The organism is Streptomyces sp. AHU1, assembly GCF_045343905.1.
Classification (GTDB): domain Bacteria; phylum Actinomycetota; class Actinomycetes; order Streptomycetales; family Streptomycetaceae; genus Streptomyces; species Streptomyces triticiradicis.
Genome location: NZ_CP174283.1, coordinates 5,835,443 through 5,854,332 on the forward strand (window position 1 = coordinate 5,835,443; position 18,890 = coordinate 5,854,332).

At 72.5% G+C, this 18,890-nt stretch carries 10 protein-coding genes; 7 read left to right on the forward strand and 3 right to left on the reverse strand.

Features of this window, described 5'->3' with window-relative positions; translation table 11 throughout:
* The first annotated feature begins 117 nt into the window (after positions 1 to 117).
* From ACICHK_RS26155 to moeZ, 3 genes are all read left to right on the forward strand, one after another.
* Positions 118 to 1,080, forward strand: coding sequence for an NAD-dependent epimerase/dehydratase family protein (locus tag ACICHK_RS26155; protein ID WP_406838790.1), 963 nt, complete (start codon positions 118 to 120; stop codon positions 1,078 to 1,080).
* Positions 1,068 to 1,817 (forward strand): spherulation-specific family 4 protein, encoded by a 750-nt coding sequence (locus ACICHK_RS26160; protein WP_151472786.1) that lies wholly within the window; start codon positions 1,068 to 1,070, stop codon positions 1,815 to 1,817. The genes ACICHK_RS26155 and ACICHK_RS26160 overlap by 13 nt, the downstream gene beginning before the upstream one ends.
* Positions 1,818 to 1,880: 63 nt before the next feature.
* Positions 1,881 to 3,059 (forward strand): adenylyltransferase/sulfurtransferase MoeZ, encoded by a 1,179-nt coding sequence (moeZ, locus tag ACICHK_RS26165; protein WP_406838791.1) that lies wholly within the window; start codon positions 1,881 to 1,883, stop codon positions 3,057 to 3,059.
* Between the two features lie 71 nt (positions 3,060 to 3,130).
* Here the strand turns inward: moeZ and ACICHK_RS26170 are convergent, their stop codons facing one another.
* The 3 genes from ACICHK_RS26170 to ACICHK_RS26180 form a co-directional block, all read right to left on the reverse strand.
* A complete protein-coding gene (locus ACICHK_RS26170; RefSeq protein ID WP_406838792.1) occupies positions 3,131 to 4,684 on the reverse strand; it encodes an alpha/beta hydrolase in 1,554 nt (517 codons plus the stop codon).
* Positions 4,685 to 4,800: 116 nt separating this feature from the next.
* The gene (locus ACICHK_RS26175) at positions 4,801 to 6,345 is read right to left on the reverse strand and encodes an alpha/beta hydrolase (protein WP_406838793.1); all 1,545 of its coding nucleotides are present in this window, start codon (positions 6,343 to 6,345) and stop codon (positions 4,801 to 4,803) included.
* Positions 6,346 to 6,417: 72 nt separating this feature from the next.
* Positions 6,418 to 9,273 carry a lysylphosphatidylglycerol synthase domain-containing protein gene (locus ACICHK_RS26180; protein ID WP_406838794.1) on the reverse strand — a complete coding sequence of 952 codons (2,856 nt, stop codon included), beginning with the start codon at positions 9,271 to 9,273 and terminating at the stop codon, positions 6,418 to 6,420.
* Positions 9,274 to 9,458: 185 nt separating this feature from the next.
* Here ACICHK_RS26180 and ACICHK_RS26185 point away from each other — a divergent pair, with 185 nt between their 5' ends.
* The 4 genes from ACICHK_RS26185 to ACICHK_RS26200 all read left to right on the forward strand — a co-directional run bounded on the left by ACICHK_RS26185 (position 9,459) and on the right by ACICHK_RS26200 (position 18,795).
* Positions 9,459 to 9,824: an MGMT family protein gene (locus tag ACICHK_RS26185; protein ID WP_162683959.1), complete on the forward strand. Its 366-nt coding sequence runs from the start codon at positions 9,459 to 9,461 to the stop codon at positions 9,822 to 9,824.
* A 264-nt stretch (positions 9,825 to 10,088) separates the two neighbouring features.
* On the forward strand, positions 10,089 to 13,634 hold the full coding sequence (locus ACICHK_RS26190; protein WP_406838795.1) for an ATP-dependent helicase: 3,546 nt from the start codon (positions 10,089 to 10,091) through the stop codon (positions 13,632 to 13,634).
* Positions 13,635 to 13,724: 90 nt separating this feature from the next.
* Positions 13,725 to 17,372: a UvrD-helicase domain-containing protein gene (locus ACICHK_RS26195; protein ID WP_406838796.1), complete on the forward strand. Its 3,648-nt coding sequence runs from the start codon at positions 13,725 to 13,727 to the stop codon at positions 17,370 to 17,372.
* Between the two features lie 10 nt (positions 17,373 to 17,382).
* Positions 17,383 to 18,795, forward strand: coding sequence for a dipeptidase (locus ACICHK_RS26200; RefSeq protein ID WP_406838797.1), 1,413 nt, complete (start codon positions 17,383 to 17,385; stop codon positions 18,793 to 18,795).
* Positions 18,796 to 18,890: the final 95 nt, after the last annotated feature.

Here is an 18,890-nt window from a genome sequence, read left to right on the forward strand (position 1 = left end):
CTCTTTCTCCCGCGGGGCCGACACCGCGGGCCCTCTTCACGACCTACGGCATCACCTCGAAGGAGACAGTCAGATGATCACCTCCCGAACCGGAGAATCCGCCCCGGGAGCCGCCCGATGAGGGTCCTGCTGATCGGAGCCAACGGCTACCTGGGCCGATTCGTCGCCGACAGACTGCTCGCCGACCCGGCCGTGCAGCTCACCGCGCTCGGCCGGGGCGACGACGCCGACGTACGGTTCGACCTCGCCTCGGGCAGCCCCGGCGCGCTCACCCGTTTCCTGGACGCGGTGCACCCCGGAGTCGTCATCAACTGCGCGGGCGCCATCCGCGGCGGCGCCCGCGAACTGACCCGGCACAACACCGTCGCCGTCGCCACCGTCTGCGAGGCCCTGCGCCGGAGCGGCTGCGGGGCCCGGCTCGTCCAGATCGGCTGCGGTGCCGAGTACGGGCCCAGCCAGCCCGGCTCCTCCACCGCGGAGGACGCCGTGCCGCGCCCGGGCGGCCCGTACGGAGTGAGCAAACTCGCCGCGACCGAACTCGTCCTCGGCTCCGGTCTGGACGCCGTCGTGCTCCGTGTCTTCTCCCCCGCGGGACCCGGCACGCCCGCCGGATCCCCGCTCGGCCGGCTCGCCGAAGCCCTGCGCCGTGCCATGCAGGCCAGTGACGGCGAACTCAAGCTCGGCGGCCTCGGTGTCCAGCGCGACTTCATCGACGTCCGTGACGTCGCCCGCGCCGTCCACGCCGCCTCCCTGTCCGCCGCGCAGGGCGTGATCAACATCGGCTCGGGCCGTGCCGTACGCCTCCGTGACGTCGCCGCGGTCCTCGCCAGGGTGGCCGGCTACAGCGGCAGCCTGCACGAACTCGACGGCCCGCCCGGCCCGCCCATGCGGCCGGGCATCGGCCACCCCCGTCCCGAGCCCGACCACGCCGCTCCGGTCGCCTACCCCTACCCGGACGGCTGCGGCAGCTGGCAGCAGGCCGATGTGCGCACCGCACGCGACCGGCTCGGCTGGCGGCCCCGGATCAACCTCGAGGAGTCCCTCGCCGACATCTGGATGGAGGCGGCGTGTCGTATCTGACCCGGACCGCGACCGGCAGCGCGAGCACCGATCTGGGGCTGGGCTTCGGTGTCCCCGGCTATGCGCATCCTCTCGTCGCTCCGATGGAATGGGACGAACTCACCCGCCCCGGCACCCCCCTGCACTGGGTCGTCCTGAACGTGGACAGCGGTCCCGGCGAGCGACCCGACCCGCGCTGCCTGGAAGCGACGGGACGGCTGCGCAACGCGGGGGTCCGGGTGCTGGGACTTGTCGACGCCGCCCGTGGGTTACGCCCCTCCGGCGAGATGGCCGCCGACGCGCGCCGCCATCTCGACTGGTACAAGGCCGACGGATTCGTCCTCGACCGCTGCCCCACCGAACGCGCCGCGCTGTCCGACGTCCGCCGGACGGCCGACGAACTGCGCGCGCTCAGGGACGGCGCCCACATCGTGTTCGGTCATGGCACCCACCCGCACCCGGGATACGCCGAGATCGCCGACCAGCTCGTGACCTTCTCGGGCCCGTGGACCGAGTACCGCTGGTCGCAGGTCGCCGAGTGGACCGCCGACTATCCTCCCGAGCGCTTCTGCCACTTCGTGCACGGTGTGCCGCGCGGTCATCTGGAGGAAGCCCTGCGCATCGCCCGCTGGCAGGGCGCCGCGACGATCTACTTCACCGACCGCTCCGATCAGGGAGGGACGGTCGACCCCTGGGAGACGATGCCCGGCTACTGGGACGAAATCGTCTCGCGGATCGGAACGGGTGTCTCGGAATGAAGAAGGGCGTGGCAGTGTTACGGGAAGAACAACCGTAGTGATAGACCGACCAACGGAGTCCCCGTGTCGCTGCCACCCCTGGTCGAGCCAGCCTCTGAGCTCACCGTAGACGAGGTCCGCAGGTACTCCCGCCACCTGATCATCCCCGATGTGGGCATGGACGGGCAGAAGCGGCTGAAGAACGCCAAGGTGCTCTGTGTGGGCGCTGGCGGCCTCGGATCGCCGGCTCTGATGTATCTGGCCGCGGCGGGCGTCGGCACGCTCGGCATCGTGGAGTTCGACGAGGTCGACGAGTCGAACCTGCAGCGTCAGATCATCCACAGCCAGGCGGACATCGGCCGCTCCAAGGCCGCGTCCGCGCGTGATTCCGTGCTGGGCATCAACCCGTACGTGAACGTGGTCCTTCACGAAGAGCGGCTCGAGGCCGAGAACGTGATGGACATCTTCAGCCAGTACGACCTGATCGTCGACGGCACCGACAACTTCGCGACCCGCTACCTGGTCAACGACGCCTGCGTGCTGCTCAACAAGCCCTACGTGTGGGGTTCGATCTACCGCTTCGACGGCCAGGCCTCCGTCTTCTGGTCCGAGCACGGGCCCTGCTACCGCTGCCTCTACCCGGAGCCCCCGCCGCCGGGCATGGTCCCCTCCTGCGCCGAGGGCGGTGTCCTCGGCGTGCTGTGCGCGTCCATCGGCTCCATCCAGGTCAACGAGGCGATCAAGCTCCTCGCGGGCATCGGCGAGCCGCTGGTCGGCCGCCTGATGATCTACGACGCCCTGGAGATGCAGTACCGCCAGGTCAAGGTCCGCAAGGACCCGAACTGCGCGGTCTGCGGCGAGAACCCCACCGTCACCGAGCTCATCGACTACGAGGCCTTCTGCGGCGTCGTGTCCGAGGAGGCGCAGGAGGCGGCCGCCGGCTCGACGATCACTCCCAAGCAGCTCAAGGAGTGGATCGACGACGGTGAGAACATCGACATCATCGATGTCCGCGAGGTCAACGAGTACGAGATCGTCTCGATCCCCGGTGCCCGGCTGATCCCGAAGAACGAGTTCCTCATGGGTGCCGCCCTGGAGAACCTGCCGCAGGACAAGAAGATCGTCCTGCACTGCAAGACGGGTGTCCGCAGTGCGGAAGTCCTCGCCGTCCTGAAGTCCGCCGGTTTCTCCGACGCGGTGCACGTCGGCGGCGGCGTGATCGGCTGGGTCAACCAGATCGAGCCCGAGAAGCCGGTGTACTGACCGGCGGACCGTCCCGCTCTTCCGGTGGCGGGGGTCTCGCGGACCCGGTGTCCGCGAGACCCCCGCCACCGTCATGAACAGACCTTGCCGTCCTTCGGCACCGCCCCGTCCAGCAGATAGCTGTTCACGGTCGAGTCGACACAGTCGCTGCCGCTCCCGTAGGCACCGTGGCCCTCGCCCTTCCAGGTGAGCTCCACCCCGATGCCCTTGCCGAGCCCGTCCGCCATCCTGCGCGCGCCCTCGTAGGGTGTCGCCGGGTCCCCGGTGTTGCCGACGACCAGCACGGGGGCGGCTCCCGGCGCGCTGACCTCGGGATGGTCGAACTGGCCGGCCACCGGCCAGTCGTGGCACCAGCCCGCCGTGTCCCAGCCCATGAAGTCCCCGAAGACGGGCGAGATCCTCTCGAACTCGGGCAGCCGCTTCCTGGTCTCCTCGGGGGTCGGCCGCTGCTTGTCGTCCAGGCACGATATGACCCGTTGGGAGTGGGTCGTCGTGCCGTAGTGCCCCGAGGCGTCACGATCGTTGTAGGCGTCGGCGAGCGCCAGCAGGGCCGAACCGTCCCCGTTCTCGGCGTCCTTCAGGGCCTCGGTCAGGCGTGGCCAGCCCTCCTTGCTGTAGAGCGGCAGCACGATGCCGGTGAGGGCGAGTGTCTGGCCGAGCTCACGCCCGCCGGTGGCGGGCAACGGCTTCGCGTCGATCCGCTTCAGCAGGTCCGCGATCTTCCGGGAGCCCTGCTTCGGGTCCTGCCCGGTGGACTTGAGGTAGTCGTCCAGCGCGCGCTGGAAGCCCAGCGTCTGGTTCTTGGCGTGCCCCACGGTGTCGGCGCTCGGGTCGACGACCGCGTCCAGCACCAGGCGCCCCACGTTCTTCGGGAACAAGTGGGCGTACACACCGCCCAGTTCCGTGCCGTAGGAGATGCCGAAGTAGTGCATCCGGCGGTCGCCGAGGACCTGGCGCATCAGGTCCATGTCGCGGGCCGTGTCCGTCGTCGAGACGTGGGACAGCAGCTTTCCGGCGGCCTTCGCGCAGCCCTTTCCGAAGTCCGACGCGTCCTTGAAGTACGCCGCTTCCTCGGCCGTGTCGTCCGGTGTGGCGTCCACCGACTCGGCGGCCTGGACGGCCTTGTCCCCGCGGCACCGGACGCCTTCGCTGGCGGCCACCCCGCGCGGGTCCCAGCTCACCAGGTCGTAGCGCTGGTGGAGCGGGCCGACAACGCTCTCGTACAACGGCATCGTGGAGACGCCCGAGCCGCCGGGGCCGCCGAAGTTGAAGAGGAGCGAGCCGATGCGCTTGTCCTGGCCGGCGGTCGCCCTGGAGCGGATGAGCGCCAGGCCGATCGTCTCGCCGTTCGGCTTCGCGTAGTCCAGCGGCGCCTTGAGCGTCGAGCACTGCCAGCCGCTCCCGGGCGCGGGGGAGTCCGAAGTGCCTTTGCAGCGGCCCCAGTCGAGCTTCTGCGAGGTGAGCGAGGCGGGCAGCCCCGGCGACCCGCCGGAGGGCCCTGTGGCGGTCGGCGCCTTGTCGCCGTTCTTGCCCTCGTCCCCGCCGTCGGCCGGGGTGCCTCCGCCGCAGCCGGTCAGCAGCAGCGTGGCGGCGGCCGCGGCCGTCCACCGTGCGAAACGTGTCATGGGTGTCCCCCCTCGCCCGTGGTCCGCCCGAATCCGCGGATCACACGCAAGCAATGGTAGGCGTCGGCCGCCGACCCCTGCCGAGGCCTGTGGATAACGCTCTGACCTGCGGTTCTCTAGGAGCAGACAGTGCCGGTCGACGGTACGGTGCCCTGCAGCAGATAGCCGTTCACCGCGCCCTGCACGCACTTGTTCCCGCTGTCGTACGCCCCGTGCCCCTGGCCCTTGTACGTCAGCTCGACCCCGACGCCCTTGCCGAGCGCGTTCACCATCGCCCGGGCACCTTCGTACGGTGTGGCGGGGTCGCCGGTGTTGCCGACCACGAGGATCGGTGCCGCGCCGGGGGCGCTGACGTCCGGGTGCTCGGCGGCTCCCGGCACCGCCCAGTCGGTGCAGCTGACCAGGCCCCAGGCCAGATAGTCGCCGAACAGCGGCGAGGCGGCCCGGAACTCGGGAAGTTTCGACCTCACCTGGTCCGCGGTGTAGCGCGGCTTGTCGTCGGCGCAGTTGATGGAGATGTTCGCCGGGGTGATGTTGCTGTACTGGCCGTTCTCGCTGCGTCCGTTCATCGAGTCCGACAGCAGCATCAGCACCTTGCCGTCGCCGTCGTAGGCCTGCTCGAGTCCCTCCGTCAGGTACTCCCAGAAGTCCTTGGAGTACAGCGACTGCGCGATGCCGCTGGTCGCGGCGGTCTGGGTGAGCCGGCGTGGGAAGACGCCGGGGATCGGCTTGCTGTCGAGGTCCTTCAGCAGGCCGGCGATGCGGTCCTTGACGTCCTGCGGACTGTCGCCGATGGGACAGCCCTCGGCCTTCGCGACGCAGTCCTCGGCGAAGTTGTCCAGTGCGAGCTGGAAGCCCCTGGCCTGGCCGAGCGAGCCCTGCTCCACGTTCTGCGTCGGGTCGACGACCCCGTCGAAGACGGCCCGTCCCACGTTCTTCGGGAACAAGTGGGCGTAGACGCCGCCCAGTTCGGTGCCGTACGAGATGCCGAAGTAGTGCAGCTTGTCGTCACCGAGCACCTGCCTCATCAGATCCATGTCGCGAGCGGCGTCCGTGGTGCGCACATGGGGGAGAACCCTGCCGGAGTTCTTCTCGCACGCGGCGTTGAACGTCCTGGTGTTCCGCAGGAGTTCCTGTTGTTCGGCGGCGTCGTCCGGAGTGGCGTCCTGCTGGAAGAACCTGTCGAGCTGCTGGTCGTTCTCGCACTTCACCCCCGCGCTGCGGCCGACGCCGCGCGGGTCGAAGCTCACCAGGTCGTAGCGGGTGCGCAGGGCGGCGTAGTCCTGTCCGAAGGCGGGCAGCGAGGCGACGCCCGAGCCGCCGGGGCCGCCGAAGTTGAAGACGAGCGAGCCGATGCGCCTGTCGGGGGCGCCGCTCGCCCTCGCCCGGATCAGCGCGAGCCCGATCGTGTCGCCCTTGGGATCGGACCAGTCGAGGGGCACCTTCAACGTGGCGCACTGCCACTGCGTGCCGCCCGGCAGGGGCGAGGGGGCACTGCCGCCGCCCTGGGCCTCGGACGGTGCCGGGCACTCCTTCCAGTCCAGCTTCTGCGCCGTCAGGTCCTCGTCCTCGGAGTCGCCGCCGCAGCCGGACACCCACGAGGTCAGCAGGACGGCGGCGACGGCCAGGGCGGCGGCGCGCGACCGGGACGGGTTCGGCATGTTCCCCATCCTGCGGGCGCCCGAGGAGGGGCGCTCGGGGCACGAGCCGTGTGGGTGAGGACGCGCCGGGCCCTAGAGCGCGCCCTTGCGTGTCAGGTGGTTGAAGAACAGCCATCCGGGCAGCACCGGGATCCACAGGGTCAGCAGCCGGTACAGCAGCACCGCGGGCGCCGCGACCTCCTTGGGCAGGCCGACGGCGATCAGGCCGACGGTGAGGGTCGCCTCGACCGCACCCACGCCGCCCGGGGTCGGGGCCGCCGAGCCCAGCGCGTTGCCGGCGAGGAAGACGACGGCGACACTGGCGAGGCTGAGCGTGCTCGTCTCGCCGTGGCCGAACGCGCGGATCGACGCGTCCAGGCACATCACGAAGCAGGCCGTCAGCAGCAGCATGCCTCCGATGCCGGTGACGAGCTTCTGCGGCCGCTGCAGGACGTCCAGCATGCGCGGTACGACACCCGCGAACAGCGACCTCACGCGCGTGGAGACGAACTTGCGCAGCAGCGGTACCGACGTCACGACGAGGATGAACACCGCGACCGTCAGCAGACCCGCGATGACCGTACGGGACGGGGACAGGGACGGCGTCTTCTCCGTACCGGTCAGATAGCCGAAGGACAGCAGCATCAGGATGTGACAGCCGAGCCCGAACAGCTGCGACGCGCCGACACTCGCCACCGCGAGTCCCGGCCGCACCCCGGCCCGCTGGAGGAAGCGCGTGTTGAGGGCGACGCCGCCGACCGCGGCGGGCGCCACGATCTTCACGAACGAACCGGCGACCTGTGCCGCCGTGGTCCGCAGGAACGGCACCCGTTCGGGCACGAAGCCGAGGAGGCTCATCGCCGCCGCGAAGTAGCTCAGGGCGGAGAACAGCGCGGCCGCCGCGACCCAGCCCCACGAGGCGTTGTCGAAGAGGGTGCCGAACTCGATGTGGGTGAGCTGCGTGAGCAGGAAGTACGCGCCGATCGCCCCGGCGATGAAACTGATCAGCGTGCGGGGTCTGACCCGCTCCAGACGGGCCGGTTCCACCGGTGCCTGCGGCCTGATCAGCAGTACCTGATGGCGGATCTGGGTGAGCAGATCCTCCTCGCGCGCCTCGTCCAGGGCCTCGTCGATCGCCCGCTTCTCGGCGCGCTGCTCGGCGCGCACGGCTTTCTTCCCGGCCTTCTCCGACACGGGCTGCGCCGCCTGCGCGCCGTCCTCGGCCGCTTCGGCGGCGCGGGCGAGCTTGGCCTGCCGCGAGGCCTCCAGCACCGCCTCGCGTTCGCGCTGCGCGCGCTCCCGGGCGAGTCTGCGCAGCGTCGCGCGCGTGGAGCGCGTCAGCGCGATCGGCTGGAGCATGGGAAGGCAGTCCGCGACGGCGTCCGGGCCGAGCACGCCCACCGCCGACGCCACCGCGCGCTCGGCGCCCACGCGCAGCCCGAGGGTGGTCACCAGCTGGGCGATGTCCATGCGCAGCAGCAGATCGCCCGCCGCGATCTCGCCGCCGCGCAGATCCGTGAGGATCACCGTGCCGGAACGATCCACCAGAATCGCGTCGCCCGCGAGCCTGCGGTGCGCGATGCGCCGGGACTGCAGCGCCTGCACCTGGTGCCAGGTGTCGCGGAGCAGTTCCTCGGTGATCAGTTCGTCGGGCAGCGAGTCGAGGGTGTGCGCGCCGGTGTGCTCGTAGACGAGCATCACGGCGTCCGGGCCCAGCTCGGAGGTCGCGATCAGCTTGGGCGCGTTGGCCCCGGCCGCGATGGCCGCGTACGCGAGGAGGGCTTCCTGCTCCAGGGCCTGGCGCAGCGACTGGAGACTGCGGCGCGTGGTGATCCCGCGCAGCGTCAGACGGCGCCAGGCGCGGTAGAAGAAGCCCTGCGCCTGCTGCTCGCGGTCGACGACCGTGACGTCCAGCGGCGGGCCGTCCTCCAGGGTGACGAAGTAGCGCCGGCCGCGGTCGCCGCTCTCCGTGGTCTCCGGCGTCTCCTCGCGGGCCGCGCTGACCGGGTGGAAGCCGACGTGCCGGAGGCCCGCCATCAGCGTCCGCCCGGTCGGCCGCACGTTCGGCGAACCGACCGCGTACAGCGTCCCGTAGGCGACGGTCCAGCCGATCAGCACCGTCAGGATGATCGAGAACGGGGTCGTGTAGCCGGTCACCAGCATGGAGAAGGCGTCGAGGAGCAGTACGACCCAGAGCACCCCGCGCCAGCGCGGTCTGCGGGACATGCCGACGGCCGTCATGTACGCGATGACCGGTGCGAGATAGCCGTGCACCGGGTCGGTGAGGGCGTGGACGTCACCCGGCGAGGGCTGGGTGAGCGCCTCCTGGATGGAACCGGGGGCGCCCTTCGCGACCCAGAGGTCCGTGGCGAGGGTCACCCCGTGCGCGAGGACCGCGGCGAGGACGCCGTCGGCGATGCGCAGCCCGTCCCGTTTGACCAGCCGCTCGACGGCGAAGGCGACCGGCACCAGGAGGATCGCGATGCTGGACGCCAGCCCCGCGATCCTGATCAGCAGATCGGGTGCCTGTCCGGTGCCCTTGTTGATGTCCTGTTCGAGCCCCGAGGTGGTGCCGTGCGCGAACGCGGCGATGCCGAGCAGCACCACGATCGCGAGGACGCCCACCAGGAGCCGCATCAGGTCGGAGGGGCGGTGCACGCGCGCGGGGAGCAGCGGTTCGTCGCCCTCGACCTCGTCGGCATGGACCTCGTCCACGCAGTCGGCGCCCCGCTCGGCCCGCCGCTTCTCGTCCCCGTGGGGCCGGGACGGGCTCGCGGGGGCCTCAGGGGAGGAGTCCGCCGCCTCGCCGGAGCCGGTCCCGCTCGTCGCGGAGGAGGACTCGTCCGCCTCGACGCCGGTGTCCTTCTCGTCGACGCCGTCGGTGTCCGGGTACGACGAGGCGGCGGAGGTGCCCTCCGCGTCTTCGGGGTGCACGCCCTGCTGCCTCATGGACTCTTCTTGATCTCGTATCACCAGTCACCGCCCGCACGATGGTGGCATGCCAGACCGACACACGGGGGCATCAGGGTGCAAATGAGGGGCACGCGATCTGCTGCGAACGTCACTCCGCGGGAGGGAACGCGCACGGTCGCCGCCGCGTCACGTTGTCGGTGGGGTGCGGCAGGATGGGGCGGATGAGCGAGGAGAGCCTTCCGGCGGACGCCCTGCCGGAGTACGCGGAGCGGGTCCTCGACGTCGCCGAGCTGATCCCGCCCGGCCGCGTCATGACGTACGGCGACATCGCCGAATGGCTGGAGGAAGGCGGACCGCGCCAGGTGGGCCGGGTGCTGGCCCTCTACGGCGGAGCGGTTCCGTGGTGGCGCGTCATGCGCGCCGACGGCGTGCTGCTGCCCGGCCACGAACTGGACGCGCTCGCCCACTACCGCGCCGAGGGAACGCCCCTGAAGGAGGCGAGCCGGGCCTCTGCGGGACATCTGCCGCGCGTCGACATGAGACGGGCCCGATGGGACGGCGGCGAACGCGCGGAAGGTCACACCTGACAGCTTCCGGCATTCACGGGCCCGAAGGGGAAAACGGGCCCCGTACGAGCGAAACGAGGCACATCCGTGACATGCCGTACGTTCGTAGGGCGCGAGGCGCACAGGACGCGCGGGACGCACGGGACATGAGGGAAGAATCGGAAGTCCTCCTTCCGTGGACCGCACCGGCGTAGCGTCGTCGGCACGCGCCCCCCGCACCCCGCGGTCGCCGCCCTCCACGCGGCGGTCCGCCCACCAGTACGACCACCAGGACCGGCGAACCACGTGAGCTCCACTTCCTCCCCCAGACGCCTGACGCACCCGTCCGTGCGCCAGGGGGCCCGCGGTGCGTACCGGCTGGTGCGCACCGCGCCGGCCCGGGTGGATCCCCCTCGTCTTGACGCGGGACAGCGCGCGGTGGTTGACCACGGGGGCGGACCGCTGCTCGTGCTCGCGGGACCCGGTACGGGCAAGACGACCACGCTCGTCGAGTCCGTGACCGCCCGGATCGAACGCGGCGGCGACCCGGAACGGATCCTGGTGCTCACGTTCAGCCGCAAGGCGGCCGTCGAGCTCCGCGACCGCATGGCGCTGCGCATAGGGACCGCCCGCGCGCCCCGGGCCACCACCTTCCACTCCTTCTGCTACGCCCTGATCCGGGCCCACCAGGACAGCGATCTGTTCGCGGAGCCCCTGCGGCTGCTGTCCGGCCCCGAGCAGGACGTGGCCGTGCGCGAGCTGCTCGCGGGGCAGCCGGACCTGGACCGGCTGGGCCTCGCCCATGTGCGCTGGCCGGACGAACTGCGCGCCTGTCTGACCACGCGCGGCTTCGCGGACGAGGTCCGCGCGGTCCTCGCACGCAGCCGGGAACTCGGTCTCGGTCCCGATGCCCTGGAGGCCTTCGCGCGCCGCATCGGCCGCCCGGACTGGGGCGCGGCGGCCGCCTTCCTCGCCGAGTACCTCGACGTCCTCGACATGCAAGGAGTCCTCGACTACGCGGAACTGGTCCACCGCGCGGTGCTCCTCGTCCGCCGTCCCGAGGTCGCCGAACGGCTCGCGCTCCGGTACGACGCCGTCTACGTGGACGAGTACCAGGACACCGACCCCGCGCAGGTGCGGCTGCTGCGCGGCCTCGCCGGCGGCGGGCGCACCCTCGTCGCCTTCGGCGATCCCGACCAGTCGATCTACGCCTTCCGCGGCGCCGACGTGAACGGCATCCTGGACTTCCCCGAGGCCTTCCCGCGCACGGACGGCCGCCCGGCTCCGGTCGAGGTCCTCGGGACGTCCCGCCGCTCGGGCGCCCGTCTGCTGGAAGCCACCCGCCGGCTCACCCTGCGCATGCCGCTGACCCGCCTGCCGGCGCAGAAGGTGCGCGCCCACCGCGAGCTGTCCCCGGTACGGGACGGGGGGCAGGTCGAGGTCTACACGTACCCGACGGCCGGCACGGAGCTCGACAACATCGCGGACATCCTGCGCCGCGCCCACCTGGAAGACGGGGTTCCCTGGGGGGAGATGGCCGTCCTGGTGCGCGCCGGTTCCCGGACGATCCCCACGATCCGGCGGGCGCTCACCTCGGCGGGCGTCCCCCTCGACATCGACGGCGACGATCTGCCGCTGCGGCACGAACCCGCGGTCGCGCCGCTGCTGACGGCGCTGCGGGCGGTGGCCCGCGCGGAGTCGGAGTCGGGCGCGAACGGGGTGCCCGGCGCGGACGGGACGTCCGGTGCGAACGGGGTGCCCGGGGCGGAAGAGATGTCCGGTGCGGACGGGACGCCCGGTGCCGCCACCGACCCGCGAACCGTCACCGACCCGCGAACCCCCGCAGAGCCGGATGCCGGGGCAGCCTCGGACACCGACACCGACACCGACACCGACACCGACACCGACAGGCGTGCCGAGACCGATCCGTCCGCCGGCCCCGAACCGTACGTGGACGCCACCGGCGCCCACGTCGTGTCCTGGCTCGACACCGAGACCGCGCTCACCCTCCTCGCCTCGCCCCTCGCGAGCATGGACGCCGCGGACCTGCGGCGCCTCGGGCGTGCCCTGCGGGAGGAGGAGCGCGCCGGCGGGAACCTCGTACCGCCGCCGTCCGACGTCCTGCTCGCCCGCGCGCTGGCCGAGCCGGAGCGGCTCGTCGCGCACGATCCCGCGTACGCCCGGGGGGCCCAGCGCCTCGGCGCGCTGCTGCGCAAGGCGCGTGAGCGTCTCGCGGGCGGGGGAACGGCCGAGGAGGCCCTCTGGGACCTGTGGGACGGCACGCCCTGGCCCCAGCGCCTGGAACGGGCCGCCCGGCGCGGCGGCGCGGCCGGCCGCAACGCCGACCGGGACCTCGACGCCGTGTGCGCGCTGTTCGCGACCGCCGGGCGGGCGGAGGAGCGCACCGGAGGCCGTGGCGCCCTGAACTTCCTGGAGGAGATCGACGCCGAGGACATCGCGGCCGACACGCTCACCCGCAGGGCCGTGCGCCCCGAAGCCGTACGCCTGATGACGGCGCACCGCTCCAAGGGACTGGAGTGGCGTCTCGTCGTCGTCGCGGGCGTCCAGGAAGGCCTGTGGCCGGATCTGCGCCGCCGCGGCTCCCTGCTGGAGGCCGACCGCATCGGGCGGGACGGACTCGCCGAACCCCTCACCCCCGGGGCACTCCTCTCCGAGGAACGCCGGCTGTTCTACGTGGCCGCCACCCGCGCGCGTGAACGGCTCGTCGTGACGGCGGTGAAGGCGCCGGCCGACGACGGCGACCAGCCCTCCCGCTTCCTCACCGAGCTCGGTGTCGAACCCAAGGACGTGACCGGCCGTCCGCGCCGTCCGCTGGCCGTCGCCCCGCTGGTCGCCGAGCTGCGCGCCACCACGGTCGACCCGCGCGTCTCGGAGAACCTCAGGCAGGCCGCCGCCCGCCGTCTCGCCCGGCTCGCCGCGCTCGCCGACGAGGACGGCCGCCCGCTCGTCCCCTCCGCGCACCCCTACCGCTGGTGGGGCATGTACGAGCCGACGGAGAGCAAGGTCCCGCTGCGCGACCGCGACCAGCCCGTCGTGCTCTCCGGCAGCGCGCTCGACCAACTCGCCAACACCTGCGCCCTGCAGTGGTTCCTCGGGCGGGAGGTGAAGGCCGACGCGCCCGCGACGGCGGCCCAGGGCTTCGGCAACGTGGTGCACGTCCTCGCCGACGAGGTCGCGTCCGGACGCACCCCCGCGGACCTGGACGTCCTCATGGAGCGCCTCGACTCCGTGTGGAACGCGCTCGCCTTCGACGCGCCCTGGAAGTCCGCGCAGGAGAAGGAGCACGCGCGCGTGGCGCTCGAACGCTTCCTGAAGTGGCACGTCATGGACCGCACCGGCCGCACGCCGGTGGCCAGCGAGCACGACTTCGACGTGACCCTCGAAGCGGGCTCCTACGAGGTGCGCATCCGCGGCTCCATGGACCGCGTCGAGGCGGACACCGAAGGGCGCGCCTACGTGGTCGACTTCAAGACCGGCAAGAACGCGCCGAGCGCCGACGAGGTGAGGCACCACCCGCAGCTCGCCGTCTACCAGCTCGCCGTCGGCGAGGGAGCGGTCGACGACGCCTTCGACGGCGCCCGCCCCGGAGCGGGCGGTGCCGAGCTCGTCCAGCTCCGCCAGGGCGCCGCCAAGAAGAACGGCGGCGAGACCCTTCCCAAGGTGCAGGCGCAGGAGCCGTTGGAGGGCGACTGGGTCGGCGACCTGCTGGCGAACGCCGCCGGCAAGGTCCTCGACGAGCGGTTCTCGCCGACGACGGGACAGCACTGCACGCACTGCTCCTTCCAGGCGTCCTGCAGTGCCCGGCCGGAGGGCCGGCAAGTGGTCGAGTGACGTAGAGCACCATATGGGTTGACCTGCGGTTATTTCGTCCTGGGCGGCGATGTGGGCATCGCTGTCGGTGGACGCCGCTAACCTCTGCGCATGCCCGCCCGCATCACCGACCCCGAACAGCTCAAGGAGCTCCTCGGCATCCCGTTCACCCCGGAACAGACGGACTGCATCACCGCGGAACCGGCCCCGCAGGTGATCGTGGCCGGAGCGGGTTCCGGCAAGACCACGGTGATGGCGGCCCGCGTGGTGTGGCTGGTGGGCACCGGGCAGGTCGCCCCCGAGCAGGTCCTCGGCCTGACGTTCACCAACAAGGCCGCGGGCGAACTCGCCGAGCGGGTCCGCAAGGCGCTCGTCAAGGCGGGAGTCACCGACCCGGACGTCATCGACCCCGACAACCCGCCGGGCGAGCCGGTCATCTCCACGTACCACGCCTTCGCGGGCCGTCTGCTGACCGACCACGGCCTGCGCATCGGGCTCGAACCGACCTCCCGGCTCCTCGCCGACGCCACCCGCTACCAGCTCGCCGCGCGCGTGCTGCGCGAGGCGCCGGGTCCGTACCCGGCGCTGACCCGGTCCTTCCCGGACCTGGTGAGCGACCTCCTGGCCCTCGACTCCGAGCTCGCCGAACACCTCGTGGCGGCGGAGGACCTGCGCGCCCACGACGCCGAGCTGCTGCGCGCCCTGGAGGGCGCCCGGCTCACCAACGCGGACCTGCGCAAGGTCCCCGAGGCCGCCGCGGCCCGGCGCGAACTCGCCGAGCTGGTGGGCCGCTACCGGGCGGCGAAGCGGGAGCGCGACCTCCTCGACTTCGGCGACCAGATCGCCCTCTCGGCCACCCTGGCCCGCACCCGCCCCGAGGTCGGAGAGATCCTGCGGGACGAGTTCCGGGTGGTCCTGCTGGACGAGTACCAGGACACGTCGGTGGCCCAACGCGTCCTGCTCGCCGGACTGTTCGGCGGCGGCACGGGACACCCCGTGACCGCGGTCGGGGACCCCTGCCAGGCGATCTACGGCTGGCGCGGCGCCTCCGTGGCCAACCTCGACGACTTCCCCGAGCACTTCGCGCGCCCCGACGGCCGGTCCGCCACCCGCCAGTCGCTCAGCGAGAACCGCCGCAGCGGCGGCCGCCTCCTCGACCTCGCCAACGGTCTCGCGGAGCCGCTGCGCGCCATGCACGCGGGCGTGGAGGCCCTGCGGCCCGCCCCCGGGGCCGAGCGGGACGGCGTCGTGCGCTGCGCGCTGCTGCGCACCCACGCCGAGGAGATCGGCTGGCTCGCCGACTCGATCGCCCATCTCGTCCGCACCGGGAAGGCGCCCGCCGAGATCGCGGTCCTGTGCCGCACCGCCGCCGACTTCGCCGAGATCCAGGGCGCGCTCGTCGCCCGTGACATCCCCGTCGAGGTGGTGGGCCTCTCCGGGCTGCTGCACCTGCCCGAGGTGGCCGACCTCGTGGCCGTCTGCGAGGTCCTCCAGGACCCGGGGGCGAACGCCTCCCTGGTCCGGCTGCTCACCGGTCCGCGCTGGCGGATCGGCCCGCGCGACCTCGCCCTCCTCGGGCGCCGCGCCCGTCTGCTCGTGTCCCACGCCCACGCGCGGGCCGACGACGATCCGGACCGCAGGCTCGCCGCGGCCGTCGAGGGGGTCGACCCGGCCGAGGTGACATCGCTCGCCGACGCCCTCGACACGTTCCTGGAGACGCCCGTCGAGGCCGCGGGGGACGACGACGGGCTGCCCTTCTCGCCGGACGCGCGCGTGCGCTTCGCGCGGCTCGCCGCCGAACTGCGCGACCTGCGCCGCTCGCTCGCCGACCCGCTGATGGACGTCCTGCACCGGGTCCTCGCCGTCACCGGTCTCGAGGTCGAGCTCTCCGCGTCCCCGCACGCCCTGGCCGCCCGCCGCCGCGAGACCCTGTCCAACTTCCTGGACATCGCCGCGTCCTTCGCGTCCGGCGACGGCGAGGCGAGCCTGCTGGCCTTCCTCGGCTTCCTGCGCACCGCCGCGCGGTACGAGAAGGGCCTGGACAACGCCCTGCCCGGCGGCGAGAACACCGTCAAGGTGCTCACCGCGCACAAGTCCAAGGGCCTGGAGTGGGACGTCGTGGCCGTCCCCGGCCTCGTCGAGGGCACGTTCCCCAGCGGCCAGGGCCGCGAGAAGTGGACCGCCCAGGGCAAAGTCCTGCCCCACCGGCTGCGTGGCGACGCCGACACGCTGCCCGACGTCGACACCTGGGACGCCAAGGGCCTCAAGTCCTTCCACGAGGCCATGAAGGCCCACCAGCACACCGAGGAACTGCGCCTCGGCTACGTCACGTTCACCCGGCCCCGCTCGCTCCTGCTCGGCTCCGGCCACTGGTGGGGGCCCTCCCAGAAGCGGCCGCGCGGCCCCTCGGACTTCCTGCAGGCCCTCCACGACCACTGCGCGGCCGGACACGGCGAGATCGAGGTCTGGGCGGACGGACCGGCAGAGGGCGAGGAGAACCCGGCCCTGCACGAGGCGGCCGCCGACCACGCCTGGCCGCTCCCGCTCGACGACACGGCCCTCGCGCGGCGCCGCGCGGCGGCGGAGACCGTGCTCGCCCACCTGGAGCGGGTCGCGTCGCACGACGAGGTCCACCCGGGCTCCGGCGCCCACCCGTACCCGGCCGCCTCCGGCCCCGGCCCCGGGTCGTACGACGATCCGGAGTGGCCGTCTCCGGCGGAGGACGACATCCCGCCCCACGACGAGGACGGCTTCCCCGAGGACGAATTCTTCGAGGACGAGTTCTTCGAGGGGGACCTCCCCGACGACCCCTTCCCCGAGGACCGCTTCCCGGGGGACGGCCCCGCGGACGGCGGCCTGCCCGAGGACGACGGCTCGGACTGGGACTCCTGGGCCACGGAACGACCGGGGGACGGCCCGGCCGGCCGCGGGAGCGCACGTCCGACGGTGCCGCACCAGGACCGGCCGCCCGTGCTCCTCCCGCACCCCCGGGAGGCCGTGAGCGAGCGCCTCACCCCCGAGGAGGCCCGCACGCTCGCCTCCTGGGACCGCGACCTGGACGCGCTGACCGGAGAACTCCTGCGCGCCCGCGAGACCGTCACCCATGTGCCCCTGCCGGCCTCGCTCACCGCCTCCCAGCTGCTGCGCATGGCCGCCGACCCCGACGGCTTCGCACAGGAACTCGCACGCCCCATGCCGCGCCCCCCGCAGCCCGCCGCGCGCCGGGGCACGCGCTTCCACGCCTGGGTGGAGTCCCGCTTCGAGGAGCTGCGGCTGCCGATGCTGGACCCCGACGACCTGCCCGGCGGCGAGGCGGAGATCGCCGACGAGCAGGACCTGCAGACCCTGAAGGACGCCTTCGAACGCACCCCCTACGCGCACCGCACCCCGTACCGCGTCGAGGTGCCCTTCCAGCTCGCGATCGCCGGCCGGGTCGTCCGCGGCCGGATCGACGCCGTCTACAGGAACGGCGACGGCGAGGCGACGACGTACGAGATCGTCGACTGGAAGACCGGTCACGGCCGCACGGCCGACCCCCTCCAGCTCGCGCTGTACCGCCTGGGCTGGGCCGAACGGCAGGGAGTGCCCCTGGAATCCGTGACGGCCGCGTTCCTCTACGTCCGCGACGGCGAGGTCGTACGACCGGAGGGCCTTCCGGACCGTGCCGCGCTGGAACGGCTGCTCACCGAGGAGCCGGCGGTCGCGCCGGACGGAGTCCCCGGGGAACCACCGGACGAACGCGCCTCTGTGGGCGGATAGGCTCAGGAACATGAGCAAGCCCGTTGACAACGCCGTCAGCACCGTCCGCGCGTACATCGAGAGCCACCGCGCCGCCTTCCTCGACGACCTCGGGCAGTGGCTGCGCATCCCCTCGGTCTCGGCCCAGCCCGAGCACGCCGCGGACGTGGCACGCAGCGCCGACTGGCTCGCCGCCAAACTCCGGGAGACCGGCTTCCCGACCTGCGAGGTCTGGCCGACCGAGGGCGCCCCGGCCGTCTTCGCCGAGTGGCCCTGCGAGGACCCGGACGCACCCACGGTCCTCGTCTACGGACACCACGACGTGCAGCCCGCCGCCCGTGAGGACGGCTGGGACACCGACCCCTTCGAGCCGGTGGTCCGGGACGGCCGCCTCCACGCGCGCGGGGCCGCGGACGACAAGGGCCAGGTGTTCTTCCACACACTCGGCGTCCGGGCCCACCTCGCCGCCACCGGACGCACCACCCCGGCCGTGCACCTCAAGCTGCTGGTCGAGGGCGAGGAGGAGTCCGGCTCCCCGCACTTCCGCGCACTCGTCGAAGCACGCGCCGAGCGGCTCGCCGCCGACGCCGTGATCGTCTCCGACACCGGCATGTGGTCCGAGAACACCCCCACGGTCTGCACGGGCATGCGCGGCCTCGCCGAGTGCGAGATCGTCCTCCACGGACCCGGGCAGGACATCCACTCCGGATCGTTCGGCGGCGCCGTCCCCAACCCCGCCACCGCGGTCGGGCGCCTGGTCGCGGCCCTGCACGACGAGCACGCGCGTGTGGCCGTACCCGGCTTCTACGACGGGGTCACCGAACTCACCGACCGCGAGCGCGAACTCTTCGCCGAACTGCCCTTCGACGAGGAGGAGTGGCTGCGCACGGCCAGGTCCACGGCCACCCACGGAGAGGCCGGACACACCACCCTGGAGCGGATCTGGGCCCGCCCGACCGCCGAGGTCAACGGCATCGGCGGCGGCTACCAGGGCGCCGGCAGCAAGACGATCATCCCGTCCTCGGCCCTGGTGAAGATCTCCTTCCGGCTCGTCGCCGGACAGGACCCGGACCACGTCCAGAAGGCCGTGCGCGCCTGGGCGGCCGAGCAGGTGCCCGACGGCATCCGGCACGAGATCACGTTCAGCCCGTCCACCCGCCCGTGTCTGACGCCGCTGGACCACCCCGCCCTGCAGTCCGTCGTCCGCGCCATGGGCCGGGCCTTCGAACAGCCGGTCCGCTACACCCGCGAAGGCGGCTCGGGACCGGCGGCCGACCTCCAGGAAGTCCTCGGCGCCCCGGTGCTGTTCCTGGGCATCTCCGTTCCCTCCGACGGCTGGCACGCCCCGAACGAGAAGGTCGAACTCGGCCTCCTCATGAAGGGCGTCGAGACGGCCGCCTACCTGTGGGGCGACCTGGCCGAGAACTGGCGCGAGACACACTGAACAACCCGAACCACAGCACCGAGAGCCCACTGCACGCCCGTCCTGCTGAACCGCCCGCCGAAACAACCGTTCCACCGGGGGAGTTGGAAGCATCC

What these genes read in the sequence shown, in the direction of transcription:
- ACICHK_RS26180 (WP_406838794.1), bottom strand. Translation starts at nt 9,273, where the DNA reads ATGAGGCAGCAGGGCGTGCACCCCGAAGACGCGGAGGGCACCTCCGCC.
- ACICHK_RS26155 (WP_406838790.1), top strand. Translation starts at nt 118, where the DNA reads ATGAGGGTCCTGCTGATCGGAGCCAACGGCTACCTGGGCCGATTCGTC.
- ACICHK_RS26185 (WP_162683959.1), top strand. Translation starts at nt 9,459, where the DNA reads ATGAGCGAGGAGAGCCTTCCGGCGGACGCCCTGCCGGAGTACGCGGAG.
- ACICHK_RS26170 (WP_406838792.1), bottom strand. Translation starts at nt 4,684, where the DNA reads ATGACACGTTTCGCACGGTGGACGGCCGCGGCCGCCGCCACGCTGCTG.
- ACICHK_RS26195 (WP_406838796.1), top strand. Translation starts at nt 13,725, where the DNA reads ATGCCCGCCCGCATCACCGACCCCGAACAGCTCAAGGAGCTCCTCGGC.
- ACICHK_RS26175 (WP_406838793.1), bottom strand. Translation starts at nt 6,345, where the DNA reads ATGCCGAACCCGTCCCGGTCGCGCGCCGCCGCCCTGGCCGTCGCCGCC.
- ACICHK_RS26200 (WP_406838797.1), top strand. Translation starts at nt 17,383, where the DNA reads ATGAGCAAGCCCGTTGACAACGCCGTCAGCACCGTCCGCGCGTACATC.